The organism is Streptomyces sp. ISL-36 (assembly GCF_018614205.1).
Taxonomy (GTDB): domain Bacteria; phylum Actinomycetota; class Actinomycetes; order Streptomycetales; family Streptomycetaceae; genus Streptomyces.
Map to the genome: position 1 here is coordinate 60507 of NZ_JAGGOS010000036.1, position 18250 is coordinate 78756.

General features: G+C 70.5%; 18 protein-coding genes, 1 tRNA gene and 1 pseudogene. 12 read left to right on the forward strand and 8 right to left on the reverse strand.

The genetic code is table 11. From position 1 onward, the window contains the following. Positions 1–3 precede the first annotated feature (3 nt). Positions 4–1146: a DUF475 domain-containing protein gene (locus tag J7E93_RS09250; protein WP_215067307.1), complete on the forward strand. Its 1143-nt coding sequence runs from the start codon at positions 4–6 to the stop codon at positions 1144–1146. Positions 1147–1241: 95 nt separating this feature from the next. Next, the gene (locus J7E93_RS09255; protein ID WP_215067308.1) at positions 1242–1979 is read left to right on the forward strand and encodes a Tellurium resistance; all 738 of its coding nucleotides are present in this window, start codon (positions 1242–1244) and stop codon (positions 1977–1979) included. Between the two features lie 69 nt (positions 1980–2048). Here J7E93_RS09255 and J7E93_RS09260 read toward each other — a convergent pair whose 3' ends face one another. Further along, positions 2049–2933, reverse strand: coding sequence for a TerD family protein (locus J7E93_RS09260; protein ID WP_215067309.1), 885 nt, complete (start codon positions 2931–2933; stop codon positions 2049–2051). Between the two features lie 333 nt (positions 2934–3266). Between J7E93_RS09260 and J7E93_RS09265 the strand changes: the two genes are divergently transcribed. From J7E93_RS09265 to J7E93_RS09285, 5 genes are all read left to right on the forward strand, one after another. After that, positions 3267–4442, forward strand: coding sequence for an HpcH/HpaI aldolase/citrate lyase family protein (locus J7E93_RS09265; RefSeq protein WP_215067310.1), 1176 nt, complete (start codon positions 3267–3269; stop codon positions 4440–4442). Positions 4443–4448: 6 nt separating this feature from the next. Continuing rightward, positions 4449–7055 (forward strand): phosphoribosyltransferase, encoded by a 2607-nt coding sequence (locus tag J7E93_RS09270; protein WP_308368152.1) that lies wholly within the window; start codon positions 4449–4451, stop codon positions 7053–7055. A gap of 23 nt (positions 7056–7078) precedes the next feature. Next, entirely contained in the window at positions 7079–8032 is a 954-nt protein-coding gene (locus J7E93_RS09275) for an HAD family hydrolase (RefSeq protein ID WP_215067355.1), read from the forward strand. A 275-nt stretch (positions 8033–8307) separates the two neighbouring features. Continuing rightward, entirely contained in the window at positions 8308–9462 is a 1155-nt protein-coding gene (locus tag J7E93_RS09280; RefSeq protein ID WP_215067311.1) for a sensor histidine kinase, read from the forward strand. After that, positions 9453–10109, forward strand: a complete 657-nt coding sequence (locus tag J7E93_RS09285) for a response regulator transcription factor (protein WP_215067312.1) — start codon at positions 9453–9455, stop codon at positions 10107–10109. The genes J7E93_RS09280 and J7E93_RS09285 overlap by 10 nt, the downstream gene beginning before the upstream one ends. Before the next feature lie 103 nt (positions 10110–10212). Here the strand turns inward: J7E93_RS09285 and J7E93_RS09290 are convergent, their stop codons facing one another. The 3 genes from J7E93_RS09290 to J7E93_RS09300 all read right to left on the reverse strand — a co-directional run bounded on the left by J7E93_RS09290 (position 10213) and on the right by J7E93_RS09300 (position 12722). Next, entirely contained in the window at positions 10213–10437 is a 225-nt protein-coding gene (locus J7E93_RS09290; RefSeq protein WP_215067313.1) for a zinc ribbon domain-containing protein, read from the reverse strand. A 92-nt stretch (positions 10438–10529) separates the two neighbouring features. Continuing rightward, a complete protein-coding gene (locus J7E93_RS09295; RefSeq protein ID WP_308368155.1) occupies positions 10530–11873 on the reverse strand; it encodes a hypothetical protein in 1344 nt (447 codons plus the stop codon). Between the two features lie 81 nt (positions 11874–11954). Then, complete coding sequence (locus J7E93_RS09300) at positions 11955–12722, reverse strand: DUF4097 family beta strand repeat-containing protein (RefSeq protein ID WP_215067314.1); 768 nt, start codon at positions 12720–12722, stop codon at positions 11955–11957. A gap of 165 nt (positions 12723–12887) precedes the next feature. Between J7E93_RS09300 and J7E93_RS09305 the strand changes: the two genes are divergently transcribed. Then, positions 12888–12962: transfer RNA gene (locus J7E93_RS09305), tRNA-Val, on the forward strand. A 207-nt stretch (positions 12963–13169) separates the two neighbouring features. On the opposite strand, the gene J7E93_RS38015 is transcribed toward J7E93_RS09305, so the two are convergent. Both J7E93_RS38015 and J7E93_RS09315 read right to left on the reverse strand, forming a co-directional pair. Beyond that, the gene (locus J7E93_RS38015; protein ID WP_308368170.1) at positions 13170–13487 is read right to left on the reverse strand and encodes a tyrosine-type recombinase/integrase; all 318 of its coding nucleotides are present in this window, start codon (positions 13485–13487) and stop codon (positions 13170–13172) included. A gap of 257 nt (positions 13488–13744) precedes the next feature. Next, the gene (locus tag J7E93_RS09315) at positions 13745–13996 is read right to left on the reverse strand and encodes a hypothetical protein (RefSeq protein WP_215067315.1); all 252 of its coding nucleotides are present in this window, start codon (positions 13994–13996) and stop codon (positions 13745–13747) included. Between the two features lie 597 nt (positions 13997–14593). Here J7E93_RS09315 and J7E93_RS09320 point away from each other — a divergent pair. From J7E93_RS09320 to J7E93_RS09335, 4 genes and pseudogenes are all read left to right on the forward strand, one after another. Further along, the gene (locus J7E93_RS09320) at positions 14594–15052 is read left to right on the forward strand and encodes a hypothetical protein (protein WP_215067316.1); all 459 of its coding nucleotides are present in this window, start codon (positions 14594–14596) and stop codon (positions 15050–15052) included. A 301-nt stretch (positions 15053–15353) separates the two neighbouring features. Next, positions 15354–15668 (forward strand): annotated as a pseudogene (locus tag J7E93_RS09325) (UTRA domain-containing protein); the annotation flags it as partial. Between the two features lie 33 nt (positions 15669–15701). Then, complete coding sequence (locus tag J7E93_RS09330) at positions 15702–16214, forward strand: hypothetical protein (protein ID WP_215067317.1); 513 nt, start codon at positions 15702–15704, stop codon at positions 16212–16214. A gap of 44 nt (positions 16215–16258) precedes the next feature. Continuing rightward, positions 16259–16543, forward strand: a complete 285-nt coding sequence (locus J7E93_RS09335; protein ID WP_215067318.1) for a hypothetical protein — start codon at positions 16259–16261, stop codon at positions 16541–16543. A gap of 254 nt (positions 16544–16797) precedes the next feature. Here J7E93_RS09335 and J7E93_RS09340 read toward each other — a convergent pair whose 3' ends face one another. Continuing rightward, positions 16798–17457 carry a DUF4352 domain-containing protein gene (locus J7E93_RS09340; protein WP_308368159.1) on the reverse strand — a complete coding sequence of 220 codons (660 nt, stop codon included), beginning with the start codon at positions 17455–17457 and terminating at the stop codon, positions 16798–16800. 107 nt (positions 17458–17564) lie between these two features. Then, a complete protein-coding gene (locus tag J7E93_RS09345) occupies positions 17565–18182 on the reverse strand; it encodes a restriction endonuclease (RefSeq protein WP_215067319.1) in 618 nt (205 codons plus the stop codon). Positions 18183–18250 lie beyond the last annotated feature (68 nt).

The following is an 18250-nucleotide window of genomic DNA, read 5'->3' on the forward strand; positions in this document are numbered from 1 at the left end:
ACAGTGGTTCTGAAAACCTTCGGGTGGTCGTTCGCCATTACGGCGGTCGGCCTCGCTTTCGCCGCTTGGCAGTGGGGGTGGGAGGCGTTCGGGGTCGTACTGATCCTGTCGATCCTCGAGATCTCGCTGTCCTTCGACAACGCGGTCGTCAACGCCGGAATCCTGAAGAAGATGAATGCCTTCTGGCAGAAGATCTTCCTCACGGTCGGCATCCTGATCGCGGTCTTCGGCATGCGGCTGGTCTTCCCCGTCGCGATCGTCGCCATCAGCGCCAAGGTCGGCCCCATCGAGGCCGTCCAGTTGGCCATGGACAAGCCGGAGCAGTACGAGGCGCTGGTCACCGACGCCCATCCGGCGATCGCCGCGTTCGGTGGCATGTTCCTGCTGATGATCTTCCTCGACTTCATCTTCGAGGACCGTGACATCAAGTGGCTCGGCTGGCTGGAGCGCCCGCTGGCCAAGCTCGGCAAGGTCGACATGCTGTCGGTCTGCATCGCGCTGATCGCCCTGCTCGTCGCGGCGATGAGCTTCGCCACCCACGCGCACACCAGCGCCGGTTACCAGGACAAGTCGGCGACCGTGCTGCTCTCCGGCGTCGCCGGTCTCATCACGTACCTCATCGTCGGCGGCCTCTCCGGCTTCTTCGAGAACAAGCTGGAGGAAGAGGAGGAGCGCGAGCACGAGGAGGAGGAGAAGGCCAAGGCCGAGGGCAAGCCGGTCTCCGCGATCGGCCTGGCGGGCAAGGCGGCGTTCTTCCTCTTCCTGTACCTGGAAGTCCTCGACGCCTCCTTCTCCTTCGACGGTGTCATCGGCGCCTTCGCCATTACCAACCAGATCTTCTGGATGGCGCTCGGCCTCGGCATCGGCGCGATGTACGTCCGTTCGCTCACGGTCTACCTGGTCCGCCAGGGCACCCTCGACGACTACGTTTACCTGGAGCACGGCGCCCACTACGCCATCGGCGCCCTCGCGGTCATCCTGCTGGTCACCATCGAGCACGAGATCAGCGAGATCATCACCGGTCTCATCGGTGTCGTCCTGATCGCGCTCTCCTTCTGGTCCTCGCTCCGCCGCAACAAGGCGCTCGCGGCGGCCGAGGGGAAGGCCGACGACTCCGGCAAGACAGAGGTGTCGTCCGGGGTGTGACACCCCCGGCAATGAGGAACGCTTCACTGCGGGGCGGCCGGTGCACCCGGCCGCCCCGCCGCGTATGTCGTGGTGTCGAGTGGGGGTGGGGACGCATGGCCTTCTGGGACGGCCTCTTTCCTGGCAGGACGGCGCAGTTCGACTCGGGCAGCGCCTCGAGCAATTCCATCGAGCTGACCCGACGGCGTCCGTCGGTCTCGCTCACCAAACAGGGCGCGGCCACCGGCAATCTGCGGGTCAACCTCTCCTGGCGGATGCGGACCTCGGACATCGAGGGCCGCTCACGCCAGAGCGGCCGGCTGCTGCGCCACCCGTCGAAGCTCTTCAAGCCCGAGGTCGTCCAGGCGCACACCCAGGGCGTGGTCAACGTCGACCTCGACCTCGGCTGCATGTACGAGCTGGCGGACGGCAGCAAGGGCGTGGTGCAGCCGCTCGGCGGCTTCTTCGGGTCCCTCAACGCCCCGCCGTACGTCAACCTGAGCGGCGACGACCGGTTCGGCGGATCGTCCGGTGAGACGATCTTCGTCAACCTCGACCACCGGGACGCGATCAAGCGCCTGCTCTTCTTCGTCTACATCTACGACCAGACGCCCGCGTTCGACCGCACCCACGCCAAGGTGACGCTCTACCCGAGCAACGGGCCCAGGATCGAGATCGAACTGGACGAGCGCGCCCCGCAGGCCCGCTCCTGCGCGGTGATCACCGTCGAGAACGTCAAGGACGAGCTCGTCGTCCGCCGCGAGGTGAAGTTCGTGTACGGCTTCCAGGCGGAGCTGGACCGGCTGTACGGGTGGGGCCTGCAGTGGGGGCGCGGCTACAAGACGAAGGCCTGAGCAGTGGCCACGGAGGCGCCGTTACGGACGCCGTCACGGGCATCGTCACGGACGCTGCCACGGGGACCGTCAGGGGCGGACGAACTGCGGGCCCATCGGCGGCATCCGGAAGTTCGGGTCGGGTGCGGGCGCGGCGGCCGCGGCCGGCTGGGGATAGCCGTACGCGGGCTGCGGGGACACGGCCGGCTGTGGATACCCGTAGGCCGGTACGGGCGCCGGCGGAGTGGTCGGCTGCGGCGGTACGCCCACGGGTACGGGCGCGATCACCGGCGCGTGGACGACCGTCGCGTCGAGGTCCACGCCCGGGGCCGCCACGGCGTCCGGGACGCCGCGCTCGTCCGTACGGACTCCGGTGCCCGCGTCCGAGCCCTGCTCCGGAGTCTCGTCCGCGGACTCGTCCGTTCCCTCGTCCACCGAGATGCCGAAGTCGGTGGCGAGGCCGACGAGCCCCGTCGGATAGCCCTGTCCCACGGCGCGGAACTTCCAGGCGTCACCGCGCCGGTACAGCTCGCCGCAGATGATCGCCGTCTCCTCGCCGGTCTCCGCCGTGACGTCGAACAGGGCCAGCGGCTCCCGGTCCGGCGCCGTCGCGTCGTACAGCAGGATCCGCAGGTCGGAGACGGACCGGAAGGTGTCGCCGTCCGAGGAGGCCGCGATCACCACCTGGTCGACCGACGGGTCGAGCCCGCCCAGATCGGCCTCGACCGTGTCGGTCAGCCCCTCCACCACCCGCTTCTTCGGCAGCCGGCGCACCAGCCCGGAAGGGTGGCGCGGCTGGTTGTAGAAGACGAAGTCCTCGTCGGAGCGCACGCGCCCGTCGGTACCGAGCAGCAGCGCCGAGGCGTCCACGTCGGGGACCCCGGGGCCCGGGGTCCAGCGGAGCACGGCCCGTACGGCCGCGGTGTCGAGAGGGACGTTGGAGCCCTTCAGCATCGCGTGCGTCATGACCGTCATCCTGCCTTCCCGGCCGACCCCCGGACAACGCGGGGGCCGTACCGATCCTCGTGGCGCCCCGGAAGGCCCCTCAAAGGGCCCCTCAGGAGGCGCCTGGGGCGGCAGCTCGGGACGCACCTCGGGGCGGACCTGGGGCCGCACCGCGGGACGTACCCGGGGCCGCACGTCGCGAGGCGGTGCGCGAGGCGACGCGCGAAGGGATGCGCGAGGCATGAGACAGATGCGGACGAGTTACCTGGATTTCATGCGCGAGGGGAACTAAGGACACCCGGACCTACGTACTATTACCGGCCACATGTCGTCAGGGCCCGCAGAGGCAGTCGGGGGAGTTACATGCGTCATTTCGGGCACATCCCGTCCGCTTCGCGGGCCGGGCTGTTCCACCAGGAGCCGGCCGAGTTCACGGCCGACTCGCCGGCGAACACGCTGGCCGTGGCCCTGGGGGCCACCCTCTACAGCCCGGCCACCCGGCCGCGGCTCGCCGACGACGTGCGCAAACAGGCCGCACGCGGGGTCGTCTCCATGGTGCTCTGCCTGGAGGACTCCATCGCCGACGCCGACGTGGAGGCCGCCGAGACCAACCTCGTCCGCCAGTTCGCCGACCTGGCCGCCGAGACGGCGCAGGCGCCCCAGGATGTGCCCCTGCTCTTCGTCCGGGTCAGGGAGCCCCACCAGATCACCGATCTGGTCGCGCGCCTCGGCGACTCCGTCCGCCTGCTGTCCGGCTTCGTCCTGCCCAAGTTCACCGAGCGGCGCGGACACGCCTTCCTAGAGGCGCTCACCGCCGCCGAGAAGGCGTGCGGACGGCGACTTTTCGCCATGCCCGTCCTGGAGTCCCCCGAGCTGCTCCACCTGGAGACCCGCGCCGAGACCCTCGCCGGCATCGCCGTGACCGTGGACAAGTACCGCGACCGGGTCCTCGCCCTGCGGCTCGGCGTCACCGACTTCTGCTCCGCCTACGGACTGCGCCGCTCGCCCGACATGACGGCCTACGACGTCCAGCTCGTCGCCCACGTCATCGCCGACGTGGTCAACGTCCTCGGCCGCTCCGACGGCACCGGGTTCACCATCACCGGACCGGTCTGGGAGTACTTCCGGCTCGGCGAGCGCATGTTCAAGCCACAGCTGCGCCGCAGCCCCTTCCTGGAGGGCCGCGCCGAGGACCTGCGCACCGCACTCATCGAGCACGACCTCGACGGGCTGCTGCGCGAGATCGAACTCGACCGCGCCAACGGCCTGCTCGGCAAGACCTGCATCCACCCCACGCACGTGGTGCCGGTCCACGCGCTCTCCGTGGTCAGCCACGAGGAGTTCAGCGACGCCCAGGACATCCTGCGGCCGGAACGGGGCGGCGGCGGCGTGCTGCGCTCCGCGTACACGAACAAGATGAACGAAGTGAAGCCGCATCGCGCGTGGGCCGAGCGGACCCTGTTGCGCGCCGAGGTCTTCGGCGTCGCCAAGGAGGACGTCGGCTTCGTGGATCTGCTCACCGCCGGACTGGCCGGCTGACGAAGGGTGATTGACGACGTGGTGTGGTCGGGAACGTGGGTCGCTGAGCGGCTCGGCGTCGAACTGAACGGCGACGAGCGGCTACCGGGCCTGTTGGGCCTCGCACTGCGTCGCAATCCGCGACGGGCGCACCTGCTGGTCTCCAACGTGCTCGGAAAGCACGTGCCGCAGCGCCCGTCCGTGGTCCGCGGCGCCGGGTACGACCTGGGCGTACGGGTACGGGAGCTGCTCGGCCACGAGGACGCGGCCCGGGCGGTCGTCCTCGGGTACGCGGAGACGGCGACCGGGCTCGGCCACAGCGTCGCGGACGGTCTCGGCCTCGCCCCCTACCTCCACTCCACCCGTCGGCCGGTGGACGGGGTCGCCCCCGCCGGAGGCTTCGAGGAGTCCCACTCGCACGCCACCTCGCACCTGCTGCTGCCGGAGGACCCGAAGCTGCTGGCGGGCGAGGGGCCGCTGGTCCTGGTCGACGACGAGTTCTCCACCGGCAACACCGTCCTCAACACCATCCGCGACCTCCACGAGCGCTACCCGCGCGGCCGGTACGTGATCGTGGCCCTGGTCGACATGCGCACCCCCGAGGACCGGGACCGGCTCACCGTCTTCGCGGACGAGATCGGCGCCCGGGTTGACCTCCTGACCCTCGCCGCCGGCACTGTCGGCCTGCCCGACGGCGTCCTGGCGAAGGGGCAGGAGCTGGTGGCACGGTACGAGGCGGCCCCCGCCGTGCCCGCGCCCCGCGTGCCGCCCGGCCCACCCGTACGCGTCCCTCTGGACTGGCCCGAGGGCGTACCGGACGGCGGTCGCCACGGCTTCACCCCCGAGCACCGGGCCCGCCTGGAGGCGGCCCTGCCGGCCATGGCGGCGCGACTCGCCGAGGCGCTGCGCCCCGCGGGGTCCCGCGTCCTCGTCCTCGGCTTCGAGGAGCTGATGTACGCGCCCCTGCGGCTCGGCACCGAGCTGGAGCTGGCCGGCCTGGACGTCTCGTACTCCACCACCACCCGCTCGCCCGTCCTCGCCGTCGACGACCCGGGCTACGCCATACGCACCCGGCTCGTCTTCCCGGCCCACGACGCGCCCGCGGACGGGCCCGGTGAGCGGTACGCCTACAACGTCGCCGGAGCCGGCTTCGACGCGGTCGTGGCCGTCGTCGACTCGGCGGCCGACACCCCCGAACTGCACGCCCCCGACGGCCTGCTCGCCCAGCTCGCGGCCCACATCCCCCACGTGGTCCTGGCCGTCGTCCCGAGCTACGTCCCCAGCTACGCCGCCGGCGACGACCGCACCGACGCCGTCGGCCACGACCGCACCCACGTCGCGGGCGACGACCGCACCCACGTAGCGGGCGACGCCCCGAGCGACGCCCCCGGTTACGTAGCGGGCGACGCCCCGAGCTACGTCCCCAGCTGTGTCCCCGCTCCCGCCACCGAAGCTCCCGAAAGGAGCTCCATGCTGCCCGAGCCCCTCCGCGGCCCCGCCTTCTCCTCGTACGCGCCCGACGAGGTCGGCTGGCTGCTCCAGGACCTCTCGGACGTCGAGCTGGAGGCCCCGACAGAGGAGCGCGAAGAGGCCATCCAGAGCGGCGGCGCCCACTACGCGGAATCCCTGCCGGTCGAGTACCAGCCCAGCGACCGGTACCAGGAGCTCTTCCACGCCGCCCTGGAGACCTCCGCCGCCCGCATCGCCCGCGCCGTCGGCACCGTCACCGAGACCGTCCTCGCCGAACGGGCCGGCCGCCGCCCGGTGCTCGTCTCCCTCGCCCGCGCCGGCACGCCCGTCGGCGTCCTGATGCGCCGCTGGGCCCAGGCCCGCCACGGAATCGACCTCCACCACTACGCCGTCTCCATCGTGCGCGGCCGCGGCATCGACGCCAACGCACTGCGCTGGCTCGCCGCCCACCACGACCCGGCCGACGTCGTCTTCGTCGACGGCTGGACCGGCAAGGGCGCCATCACCCGCGAACTCGCCGACGCCTTGAAGGAGTTCGAGGCGCGCGAGGGGATCACCGGCTTCGACCCGGAGATCGCCGTCCTCGCCGACCCCGGCTCGTGCGTGCGGACCTACGGCACCCGCGAGGACTTCCTCATCCCGTCCGCCTGCCTCAACTCCACCGTCTCCGGGCTGATATCGCGTACGGTCCTGCGCGCCGACCTCGTCGGACCCGACGACTTCCACGGCGGCAAGTTCTACCGCGAGCTGGCGAGCGCCGATGTGTCGGGCGACTTCCTCGACGCCGTCGCCGCCCGCTTCGACGAGGTGGGCGCGGCCGTCGACACCGAGGTCAAGGAGCTCCTCGCCGCCGACCGGACCCCGACCTGGGAGGGCTGGGCGGCCGTCGAGCGGATCAGCGAGGAGTACGGCATCCACGACGTCAACCTGGTCAAGCCGGGCGTCGGCGAGACCACCCGCGTCCTGCTGCGGCGCGTGCCCTGGAAGATCCTCGCCCAGCGGGGCGCGGGCGCCGACCTCGCCCACGTACGCCTCCTCGCCGAACAGCGCGGGGTCCCCGTCGAGGAGGTCGACGAACTCCCGTACAGCTGCGTGGGACTGATCCACCCTCAGTACACACGGGGCGCCACGGGCGCCGACGGCAAGGCGGTGGTGTCCCAGTGAGTGCCGCCACCCTGAACACGGTCATGGTCGCGAGCGACCTCGACCGTACGCTGATCTACTCCTCCGCCGCCCTCGCGCTCGGCATGCCCGACGCCCAGGCTCCCCGGCTGCTCAGCATCGAGGTGCACGAGTCCAAGCCGCTCTCCTACATGACCGAGGACGCCGCCGCGCTCCTGGAGGAACTGGCCGCCGAAGCCGTCTTCGTCCCGACCACGACCCGTACCCGCAAGCAGTACCAGCGCATCCAACTCCCCGGCGCCGCGCCGAAGTACGCCATCTGCGCCAACGGCGGGCACCTCCTCGTCGACGGCGTCACCGACCGCGACTGGCACGAGGGCGTGCTGCGCCGCCTCACCGACGAGTGCGCGCCGCTCGCGGAGATCCGGGCCTACTTCACCGCCACCACCGACCTGTCCTGGGTGCGCAAGCACCGGGTCGCCGAGGATCTCTTCGCGTACCTCGTCGTCGAGCGCGAGCGGCTGCCGGAGGAGTGGCTGAAGCGGTTCGGCGAGTGGGCGGACGACCGCGGCTGGACGGTCTCGCTCCAGGGCCGCAAGGTGTACGCCGTGCCGAAGCCGCTCACCAAGAGCGCGGCGATGCGCGAGGTCGCCCGCCGCTGCGGCGCCACCCTCACCCTGGCCGCCGGGGACTCCCTCCTCGACGCCGACCTGCTCCTCGCCGCCGACCGCGCCTGGCGGCCTGGCCACGGCGAACTGGCCGACACGCAGTGGGCGGCCCCGCACCTCGACGTACTCGCCGAGCGCGGAGTCGCGGCGGGCGAGGAGATCCTGCGCCGCTTCCTGGGGGCCGCACGGGACCACCGCACGCCGCCGTCCGCGCGGCTCAACGGCGTACCAGCCGCACCCGCCGCATCGTCCGCACCCGTACCCGCCGTACCGGTACCCGCCCAGTCGGCCGCTCCTTCTGCGTCGTCCGCACCCCCCGTCCCACCCGCCGCGCTCTCCGACCCGGCCTGAGCAGCCGCATCCCGGCGAAGCACACCACCGCACCGCACCGCACCGCACCACACCGCATCCGCCGCCGGCGCGAGCACCGTCTTCGAGCAGACCGACACGCCGCCCAGAGCGTGACCGGCCGGCACGGAGGCGGTGTTCCAGATCGCGCTGCCGGGTGTCGTGAGCGCGATGAGACCGGCAGCCGTATCCGCTCGATGCCCGCGGGCATCGAAACCGGAGATGCTGCGGTTTTCCGCAGTGCGCCCCGGCGGCGGCGCCCGCTAGCGTGGCCGATCATGAGGATTGTCGCGAGCCATGGCGCGCACGTGACGCGGATGGCGGTCGGTCTCACGCTCGGAGCCGGGACGGCCGTCGTCGAGCTGCTCTGCCTGATCGTCGGCGGACTCACGCTGCTGCCCGTGCTCGCCTGGCCGCGCGGCCGCGGCGCCGTCCTGCGGCCCCTCACCGCCGGCGCCCACCGCCTCGTCCGGCTGGAGCGGTGGCGTCTCGACCGCTTCCTCGGCGTCAGGCTCCCCGGCGTCCAGGGAGACGACGCGGCCCTGCGCCACCTGGCGGCCCGCTGGCCGCTCGGGCTGCTCGGCGGCGTCGTCCTCGGCTGCGCCGCCTACGGCCTCGGTCTGGGCACCTTCGTCCTCTACGGCTGGCTGATCACCGACATCGACCACCCCTGGCTCGTCGCCTTCAGCAGCGTCGGCGGGTTCTTCCTGCTCTTCCTCGCCGTCCAGGGCGCCCTCGGGGTCGCCTCCCTCGAAGGACGGTTGGCCCGCCGCCTCCTGGGGCCCAGCCCCGCCGACGCGCTGGAGGCGCGGATCGCCCAGCTGGCCAGCAGCCGCGCCGAGGTCATGGATGTCGTGCACGACGAACGGCGCCGCATCGAACGCGACCTGCACGACGGCGTCCAGCAACGGCTGGTCGCCCTCGGCATGCTCCTCGGCCGCGCCCGCCGCATCCGCGCCCGCGATCCGGACGGCGCGGACGCCCTGCTGCTCCAGGCCCACGAGGAGAGCCGGCGGGCCCTGGCCGAACTGCGCGAGGTGGCCTGGCGGGTCTACCCGACCGTTCTCGACGAGGCGGGTCTGCGGGTCGCGCTGGAGACGGTCGCGGAGCGCGGTCCTCTGCCGGTGGAGCTCGCGTACTCGGTGGAGCGGACCCTGCCGAGAACGGTGGAGACGGTGGCGTACTTCGTCGTCTCGGAGGCGGTCACCAATGTGGTCAAGCACGCGAAGGCGACGCGAGTCTCCATCCATGTGGCGTGGGACGAAAGAGAGTTGAGCGTGCGGGTGACGGACGACGGAGGCGGCGGCGCGGACGCGTCGGGGAGTGGTCTCGGCGGGCTCGCGAGCCGGGTGGCGGCCCTGGACGGACGGTTCACGGTGGACAGCCCGGTGGGCGGGCCGACGGTCGTACGGGCGGAGCTGCCGTGCGCCTGATCCTGGCGGAGGACTCCACACTGCTGAGGGAAGGGCTCGTCCGACTCCTCGTCGAGGAGGGCCACGAGGTGACGGCGGCCGTCGGCAACGCGGTCGAACTGCTCGCGGCGGTGGCGGCCGACCCGCCGGACGTGGTCGTCGCCGACGTCCGGATGCCGCCGACGCACACGGACGAGGGCCTGCGCGCGGCTCTGGAGATCCGGCGGGAGTGGCCGCGTACAGGCGTGCTGGTGCTCTCGCAGTACGTGGAGCGGCGGTACGCCACCGAGCTGTTGACCGGCGAGTCCTCGGGGGCGGGGGCGGTCGGGTACCTGCTGAAGGACCGGGTGGCGCAGGTCGACGAGTTCCTGGACGCGCTGGAGCGGGTGGGGGAGGGGCGGACGGCGTTCGACCCGGAGGTCGTCCGCCGTCTGCTGGTCCGCTCCACCCACACCGATCCGCTGGGGCGGCTGACACCCCGGGAGGGCGAGGTGCTCGCGGCGATGGCGCAGGGGCACACCAACGCGGCGATCGCCGGCCGGCTGCACGTGTCGCAGAGCGCGGTGGAGAAATACATCAACGCGATCTTCGACAAGCTGGAGCTGACAGGGAGGAGCGAGGGCTACAGCAAGCGGGTGCTGGCGGTCCTGCGCTACCTGGGCAGCTGACGCCCGCCCGGCTGGGCGGGCGGTGATCGTGCAGTTCTGGCTGTGAGCGGCGGCGGCGGTCAGTCTCAGCCGCGGCAGTCAGGCTCAGCCGAGGCGGTGAGCCTCAGCCGCAGCAGCCTCCTCCGCAGCAGCCACCGCCACCGCCACCGCCACCCGAGGAGGGCGCGGGCCCGCCCTTGGCCGTACCGCCGACGGCGACGGCCGAGAGCAGCTTGACGGTGTCGTCGTGCCCGCCCGGGCAGGCGGCGGGGGCGGACGACTCGGCCATGGGCCGGTTGAGTTCGAAGGTGTCGCCGCAGGTCCGGCAGCGGTACTCGTAACGAGGCATGCCCCCCAGGCTAGCGGGCGGATCCAGGGCGCGTCCGTACAGTCTCGCCTGGCCCGCACTTCGGGCGGACGGCGGTACAGGGCGGACGCTCCCTAGGGGTGACCCCCGCCGCGTTCCTCCCGGATCATCTCGACGACGCGGGCGGTGGTGGCGCGGATGGCTCCGAGCTCGGTGAGGAAGTGCCAGTAGTCGGGGTGGCGGCCGCTGTCGAGCGAGGCGATCGCCCGGTCGAGCCGTGCCACCGCGTCGTCGAGGGGCCGGGCATGCCGGGGGTCGGGGGTGGTGCGGCCGGCCATGGCGAGGCGCTGTGCGTCGCGGATCGCGAACCGGGCGCGGTCGGTCTCCTGCTGCGGGTCCTTGGCGACGGCGTCGAGACGGCGGAGCCGGTCACCGGCGGCGGAGACGGCCTCGTCGGTGCTGTTGAGCAGGGCCCGGGCCGTGGTGAGGAGGCTGGTGGCATCGGGCCAGCGCTGCTCCGCACGTGCCTTGGTGGCCTCCTGAAGCCTCTCCTCGGCCTGATGGACGGTGTGGGCGGCCTGCTCGGGAACGTGCTGGAGGTCCTGCCAGCAGGCGGCGGAGAAGCGGCGCCGGAGTTCGGAGAGGACGGGCTCGACCGCCCCGGCCCGCGTGGTGAGCGCCTCGGCGCGGGTACGGAGGGAGACCAGGCGCTTGTCGATCTCGGCGGCGCGCTCGGGCAGCCGCTCGGCCTCGACGCGGACGGCCTCGGCGTCGCGGAGCACCCGGTCGGCGCGCTGCAGGGTCTCGGCGACGCCGTGACGGCCGGCCCCTTCGTTGAGCCGTGTGAGCTCGGGGCCGAGAGCCGCGAGCCGGGCGGCGAGGTCGTCGGCGCGGAGGCCGGCCTGCCGCACCGTGTCGAGAGCGGTGCTCGCGTTCCGGAGCGCCTGTCGCGCCCGCTCGACGGCGGGGGCGAGCCGGGCGAGCTGCGTCTCCGCCTTGTCGAGCAACGGCCCGAGCCCCTGCTCGAACCGGTCGAGGTCCCCCTTGACCCGTACGAGCTCGTCCTTGGCGCGCGTCAGCTCGGCCCGGGCGCGGTTGGCCGTCGCCGCGTCCAGCTCGTCCCGGTCGAGATCGTGGGCGTCGACGGCGGTGATGTAGGCGTGACTGACCTCGTCGATCCGCTGCCCGAGGGCGGCGAAGCCGTCGACGGCGCGGCGGGCGCCGGGCGAGCTGTCGACGGCCGTGATCGTCTCGATGGAGATCCGCAGATCGCGCTGGGCGGTGTCGAGTTCGTAGAACGCGGCGGCGGCGGCGTCCTTGGCGGCCTGTGCCTCGGCCCGCTGGCTCTCCCCGCGGCCACCGAACCAGCGCCGGGTGCCGCCCCCGGCGAACGCGGCGGGAAGGAGGGTGAGCCCGAGGAGCGGCAGCGCGAGCGCGAGCCGCAGCGTCGACGTGCCCCTTGCGTGAGTCGCCGCCACGTCCCTCTCCCGTGCTGTGATCGCCGCGCTGCCCCGGTCCGGTTCATTCTCCCACCAGGTGGAGACGAAAACACGGGCCCGTCAGTTCGCGGTTCGGACCACGACTTTCCCGTTGTCGCTGCGCGCGGTCACGACATGGGCGCTGCCCTTCTCGGTCGGCACGTCGATCCGGACCTCGCCGTTGTCGCTGCGCCCGTCGACGTCGTACGAGGCCGGGGGCAGGGCGATGTCGATCTCCCCGTTGTCGCTGTCGGCCTCGACCCGCCCGGGCACGGCGCTCAGGGAGAGCCGTACGGCCCCGTTGTCGGAGCGTGCGACCACCTGCCCCGAGGTGGTGCCGCGCTCCACGACGACCTCGCCGTTGCCGCTGGTCAGATCGAGGGCGCCGGAGGCGTTGCGCACGACGACGGCGCCGTTGTCGGACCGGATCTTCAGGGCGGTGTCGAAGCCGTCGGCCGTCACCTTCCCGTTGTCGCCCTCCACGGTGACGGCGACCCCGCGCGGCACCTGGATCCGGTGGACCGAGTCGCAGTCGCTGGCCACGGCGTCGCACTCCACCCGCAGCGTGAGCCGCCCGCCCTCCAGCCCCCAGATGGCGTCGGGCCCCTGCCCCATGAACACCCACCCGTCGACCTGCCGGGTGACCCGCACGTCCTTGATGTCGGCGGGCACGATCTCCAGCTCGGAATTGTCGGCGTCGATCGTGAGCACGTCCCCGGAGAAGGCGAAGGCCTTCTTCTCCACGGGAGCCCCCTCGACGTCGGTCTCCCCACACCCACTGACCCCGAGAGCGACGACGAGGGCCCCGCCGGTGGCGAGGAGCGCACGGATGCGACGACGAGTGGCCATGACGATCAAACCCCCAGGTGAACCGCTGACAGTCCCCTCAAGGTACGGACACCCCCGCCCCACCCACGATCCGGCGACCCACCCTCCTGTGGTGGGGCTACCCCCCCCCGGCCCCGGGTTTGCGGGACCCACCCATGGGCCATGTACGCTGTTGCCTCATTCCACGGGTGCGTAGCTCAGGGGTAGAGCGCTGCTCTTACAAAGCAGATGTCGGCGGTTCGAAACCGTCCGCGCCCACCAGCAGGAAGCACGACAAAGGCCCAGGTCACCGGTACTGAACCGGGAGCCTGGGCCTTGTTCGTTCTTTGGGCGGGGAGGCGGGAGAGGGGCGCCGTGCCAGTTACGTGCCAGATGCCTCGTCGGACGCCGCCGGCCGGACCTTCCTGATCTGCTCGTCGACGTGAGCGGCGATCGCGTGGTCACGACCGTTGACGAGGTGCTGATAGATCAGCCCGCACCGGAGGAGGGCCCCATCCGCTGCATCAGCTCATGCGTCGTGGCACCGCCGGTCGCGGCGAGGGTGTTCCCGGTGTGGCGCAGATCGTGGAAGTGAACGTCTCCGCGGCCGGTGGTGTTCAGGGCCCGCAGCCACAGGCGGCGGAAGTTGTTCCGGCGAAGCTGCCCGCCCCTCGCCCCCGTGAAGACCAGCCCGGTGCGGCCGGGCTCGGCGTACGCGTCGAGAGAGGCCGGGAAGGCGACGGTACGGACGCTGGCCGCGCTCTTGGGTGTCTTGACGAGGATGCCGTCCGTGCGGGTCTCGGCCAGGGCCGTACGGCGACTGTTCGCCGTTCGGGGTCGATGTCATTGCGCTGGCCGAGGTCTACGCGGTCCGGCTGCTCGATGCGCTCGACGGAGCGGGCCCCCACGTGAGGAGCCATGACGGCCGGCGCCTGCTGAACAGAACGGCATGAACCAGCCTTAGAACCATGTGTGACCCCTACGGGATCTGTGCCGGTTAGTCGTGCTCCGCGGAATCGGGAGTGACTGACGCCGAATGCGCCGACCGTGGCTCCCGGCGCCGATCACTCGTAGATCGTGGCTGCGTAGAGTGCCTGGGCGAAGAAGTCCCAACTGCCGTCCGCCGGGAACTCTTGGCCAAGGTTCCTATACGCGCCCGGAGCGTCATGCACCCATGCTGCGAGGGCCTCAAGGAATCGTTCGAGCGTGTGGTTCTCCCACTCTTCGCCGTGGCGACGGAACTCTTGATGCAACTCCCTAAGGAACATGACCAGTTCCTCTCGGCTGCGGACCTCGTTGTCTGGCGTGAGTGACATGGCGGCAACCTACTCGGGCGACGCCGAGCGCTTGACCCCGGAGTAGCGCCTGGCAGCGCGGTGAGAGTTTCTCTACTTCATCAAGGGCGCTTCCGCCGCGGCAACGCGGCGTCGCCCGGCCCGCCGCTCCTGTCTTCGCCCCGCTCCGGACCGGCCGCCGGCCCGCGCGCCAAGGCGGGGGGTTGGATGGGTGAATCCGGTCTGGCTGGTCAGCTCCTGTCAGAACTGCCTCCGGCGGGGGCCCGCTCAGGCTCCAGGATGGAGGGGGCCAGTTCTGCGGGGCTGCCGGTCGGATGGGATGACAGCGGGGCAGGCCGTGGCTGGGGTGCGTGCCCCTCGCGTGCCGTCGGGAAGCTGGGGGGAACGAGTCACAGCAAGGCTCCGACCCAGGTCAGCGAAGGTGCAGATCCTCGGAAGCATGGCAGCTCCCGCCCAAAGTCTCTCCATGCCGACCTTCGCTGCCAGGCGCACGGACCGTAATCGTGAAGCGCGCCACAGCCCCATTGACTTCAGGACTTGAACACGTTCAAGATGATGTTCGCCGCTTCCTTGAGGCGTCGCTCCCGGGCATGTGCGAGACACGAGAGGCAGGGCCGTATGGCTGCCGACCAGCATCAGCGGATACGACGTGCATTCATGGGCGCTGCGTTGGGAGGTGCGGTGACATTCCTGTTGGCCTCCTGTTCCGGCTACTACCCAGTCGAGGTCAGCACCGTTGATCGGCTGACGGGCGTGTGGTCGGACTGGAGTGGGGCGACAGTCGAGTTCAAGGACGACGGCACCTTCACAGCCAAGGGCTTGGGCAAGGGGGACGTCGTCGGCTGGGGGTGCTCCGGGCTCGCCGACCGGCAACATGGAACCTGGTCTCCCTCCGGAACGTATGGCACGGTCACCTTCGACGGCGTGGACTGCGAGGACATGAAATTGGCCTTCTACGGCTCCCCGAGTTCCTTCATCGCCTGCTTCACTCGGGACGTGACTTCCGGGGGGTGCACGCACGAATTCAGCCGAGAGGAAGCTGATCCGAGCGATCCTGGCCGCGAACCGACTACTTGACGGCCACGTCACGGGAAATGTGCGGGACAACTCTTCAGCCGGAGGGCGTGTCAGGCGCTTGAACTGGAGAATCGGACCGGCCTCAGGAGCCGTGTGCGGGGAGCTGCTGAGGCATCCGAACCAAACGGCAATCTGCTGGCCAACACGCCTCGCGCCGTCCACGATGGCCGTCATGGACCGGTTGCAGGACAGTGCTTGGCGGTACGTGGCAGAGGTGCTCCGCTCCGAGGATCTTCCGATGCTCGCTGCGCATGCGCTAGTTGATGGCCACGACTCTCCTGCCCTGCGTGAGCTGGCCGGCCTGCCGCGCCGCTGGGAGCCGTACGACCTCACCGGCGGAACCCTCGTCGTCCTTCCCGGCCGGGCCCCACGCCGGGGCCGGTGTCGTGAACAGGATGGCCGAGATCGGTGTCACGGTCAGCCATGCAGTCGAGCAGCCGGAGCCGCGGCAGGCGACCGCTGAGGAGGCCTCGCTCCTTGGGATCCAGAAGGCTGCACTCGTCACGCACATCCGGCGGACCTACTACAGCGATGATGGGTGCCCGTGGAGACGGCAGACATCGTCGTACCCGCCGCCCTGTGCGAGATCGTCTATGAGATGCCCGTCAATCGATGATGGGAGGCTGTGATCCACTCGGGAGGGGCGCGAATGGCGGATGATCTCCAGTTCAGCTGGGAACTGAGCGGCTCAGGGTGGGCCACGTACCGGATCGCCGACGGTGCTTCGGAGCATAAGGGCGTAGTCAGCTACTGCACGGACGCCCTCGCCGACCTGCTGAATGCCGTGACGGGAATTTACGGGGACTCGACTGACCAACGCGTCTCGTTCGACCTCGAACCCGCCGAGCTGAGGTGGCGACTCCGGCGCCGGGAAGCGGATGTAACCATCGCCATCTACCGGTTCCTGGACATGACGACGAGCTGGGACGCGCCCGACGATACGGGCACTCTTTTCTGGAGCTCAAAGCAGCCCCGCAGTGTGCTGGGCCACGTGATGATGGAAACCGTCGAGACGGTGTTGCAGCTTCACGGCGAAACGGGATATCGGGAGAAGTGGGTGCTGCATCCGTTCCCTGTTGCTGCTCTGCAGGAACTTCGACGGTTGCACCGGCGAGGGGACGACTGCCGGCACGAGCAGTGCTGGGACAGTCCTGAGTACTGACATCTGCCAGTGCCATTGACGAGCGCGAAGGGTGACGTAGGGATATGGACGATGAGCGGCTCGACGAGCGGCTGTCTGATGAGGAGCTGGAGCTTTTCGTCCAGTACCTGCACCGGTTTGCGAACCATGACGTGGACATCTTCCTGAACCTGGAAGTCGGGGACCCCGAGCACCCCGTCTACGTGATATTCGGCAGGGACTATCCCCCGGTCGGGGAGGCAGTGGACTATCGGCGGCCGTTCGCGGACCGGCGACAGGTGACATCCAAATCTGGTGGCGACGGCGGTGGCGGAGCGGTCGAAGTTCCAGCTCGGCGGCAAGGACGCTGATGGTGCGGGGGCTGCCCTTCAGGCGGCGGGCGATCTCGTTGCGGCCGTGGCCTTCGGCGTGGAGCAGGCGAACTTGGTCGCTGCTCGCAGCGGTGGCTGGGCGGTCGTTCTTCTTCAGGTTCACTTCACCTCCGGACATGAAAAGGCCCCACCGGTGGGTAGGGCCTGTATCTGTGTTCCGGGTACGCCGGAAGCCTCTCCACGACTCGGTGCAAAAAGGCCCGTCGCGGAGGGGACGCGACGGGCCTTTCTGCTCAGGACACGTTGCCGCGCACCCCGTCACCGAACATGCCGTCCACGTACGTCACGTACTTCGGTGTGAAAGATCCCTCGCCGGTGATGACACCGGTGGCCTTCTCGCCCGGCGCGAGGTCCATGGTGTCGATCTGCTTCTCGTCCTCACCCAACTGCGCCTGGTGCTTCTCCCCGATGCTGTCGGTGATCGTGAAGTACAGCGGGTTGACGCTGATCTTCTCGGTGCTGTTGTTCGTGATCGTCACCGTCACGCTGGTGAAATCGCCACCGTCGTGCAGGATGCTCGGCGTGAACGTCGCCTTCTTCGCCGTCACCGTGACCGGGGCCTTCTCTGCGGGCTTCTCGGCCGGCGGTGCGGCGGCCTTCTTCGACGGCTGCGCTGCGGGCGCCTCGGCGGCCGCGGTCGTCTTCCCGGCGGTGGCCTTGTCGTCGGCCGTGTCGTCGCCGCCGACGAGGGCGCCGATGACGATCAGGAAGGCGAAGAGGCCGCCGATGGTGATGCCGATGATGGCCCAGGGGCTCATGCCCTTCTTCGGCGGTGGGCCGTACGGGCCGCCGGGGTAGGGCTGTCCGGGCGGGGTGGGCTGGCCCCAGGCGGGTGCCTGGCCGGGCTGCTGGGGCGGGTAGGGCTGCTGCCCGGGCTGCTGCGGTTGGTTCACGGTGTCCCCTCGCTGGTGATCCTGGTGTGGAGGTGGGGTGAAGGTACCGTGTGCACGGCCAACGCGGAGGCCGGTCGGCCGTATTCGCATCCGCGTGAACTGTCAGATCACATCCACGGCGCCGGGCCCGTCCGTGAAGCCCACGCGCCAAGTGCTGCCGAGTCGAACAGGCGGATCCGGTGTTGGCGCGCGTACTCGGCGGCCGGCCGCGTGAACACGGAGGTCGTCACGACCGTGGCCACGTGCGCACCGTGCACCGTGTAGCAAGTTCCGCCGAACCGCTGGAGGTCGGGACTGCCCACCTTCGTGGTCGGCCCGTATCGCTTGCACTGGATGACGACCCGTCGCCCATCAGGGGCGGTCGCGATGACGTCTGCGCCAAGGTCCCCGGCCCCGCCGACAACGCGGGCGTCTCTGCAGCCGTCCCGCTGACAGAGGTACGCGATGGCCTGTTCGAAGTCGCGCGGGTTCATCACGTGGTAGCGGGCGACCTCTGTCGACTGGATCGCGTGCAGGCGCCGACGTTCGGCTTCTTGACGGGTGCGATGTCCGCTGTAGCCGATCAGGCCGGCAACATAGAGGCCCAGGATGAGTACGGCGCCGACCGTAAGGCCGTCGACCCACATGATGAGGGCGATGGCCCCGACGAGGAGTCCGATGGCCGTGAAGGCGCATCCTGCCGGGGTCGTTGTCTGCTGCGTTCTTTGCTGTGCCTGCCTGGCCATCGTCCCCCCTGGAAAATGTGAGGATCGGATCTTAGTGGGGGATTTCAGTCGAGAGGCGGCAGGCGGGA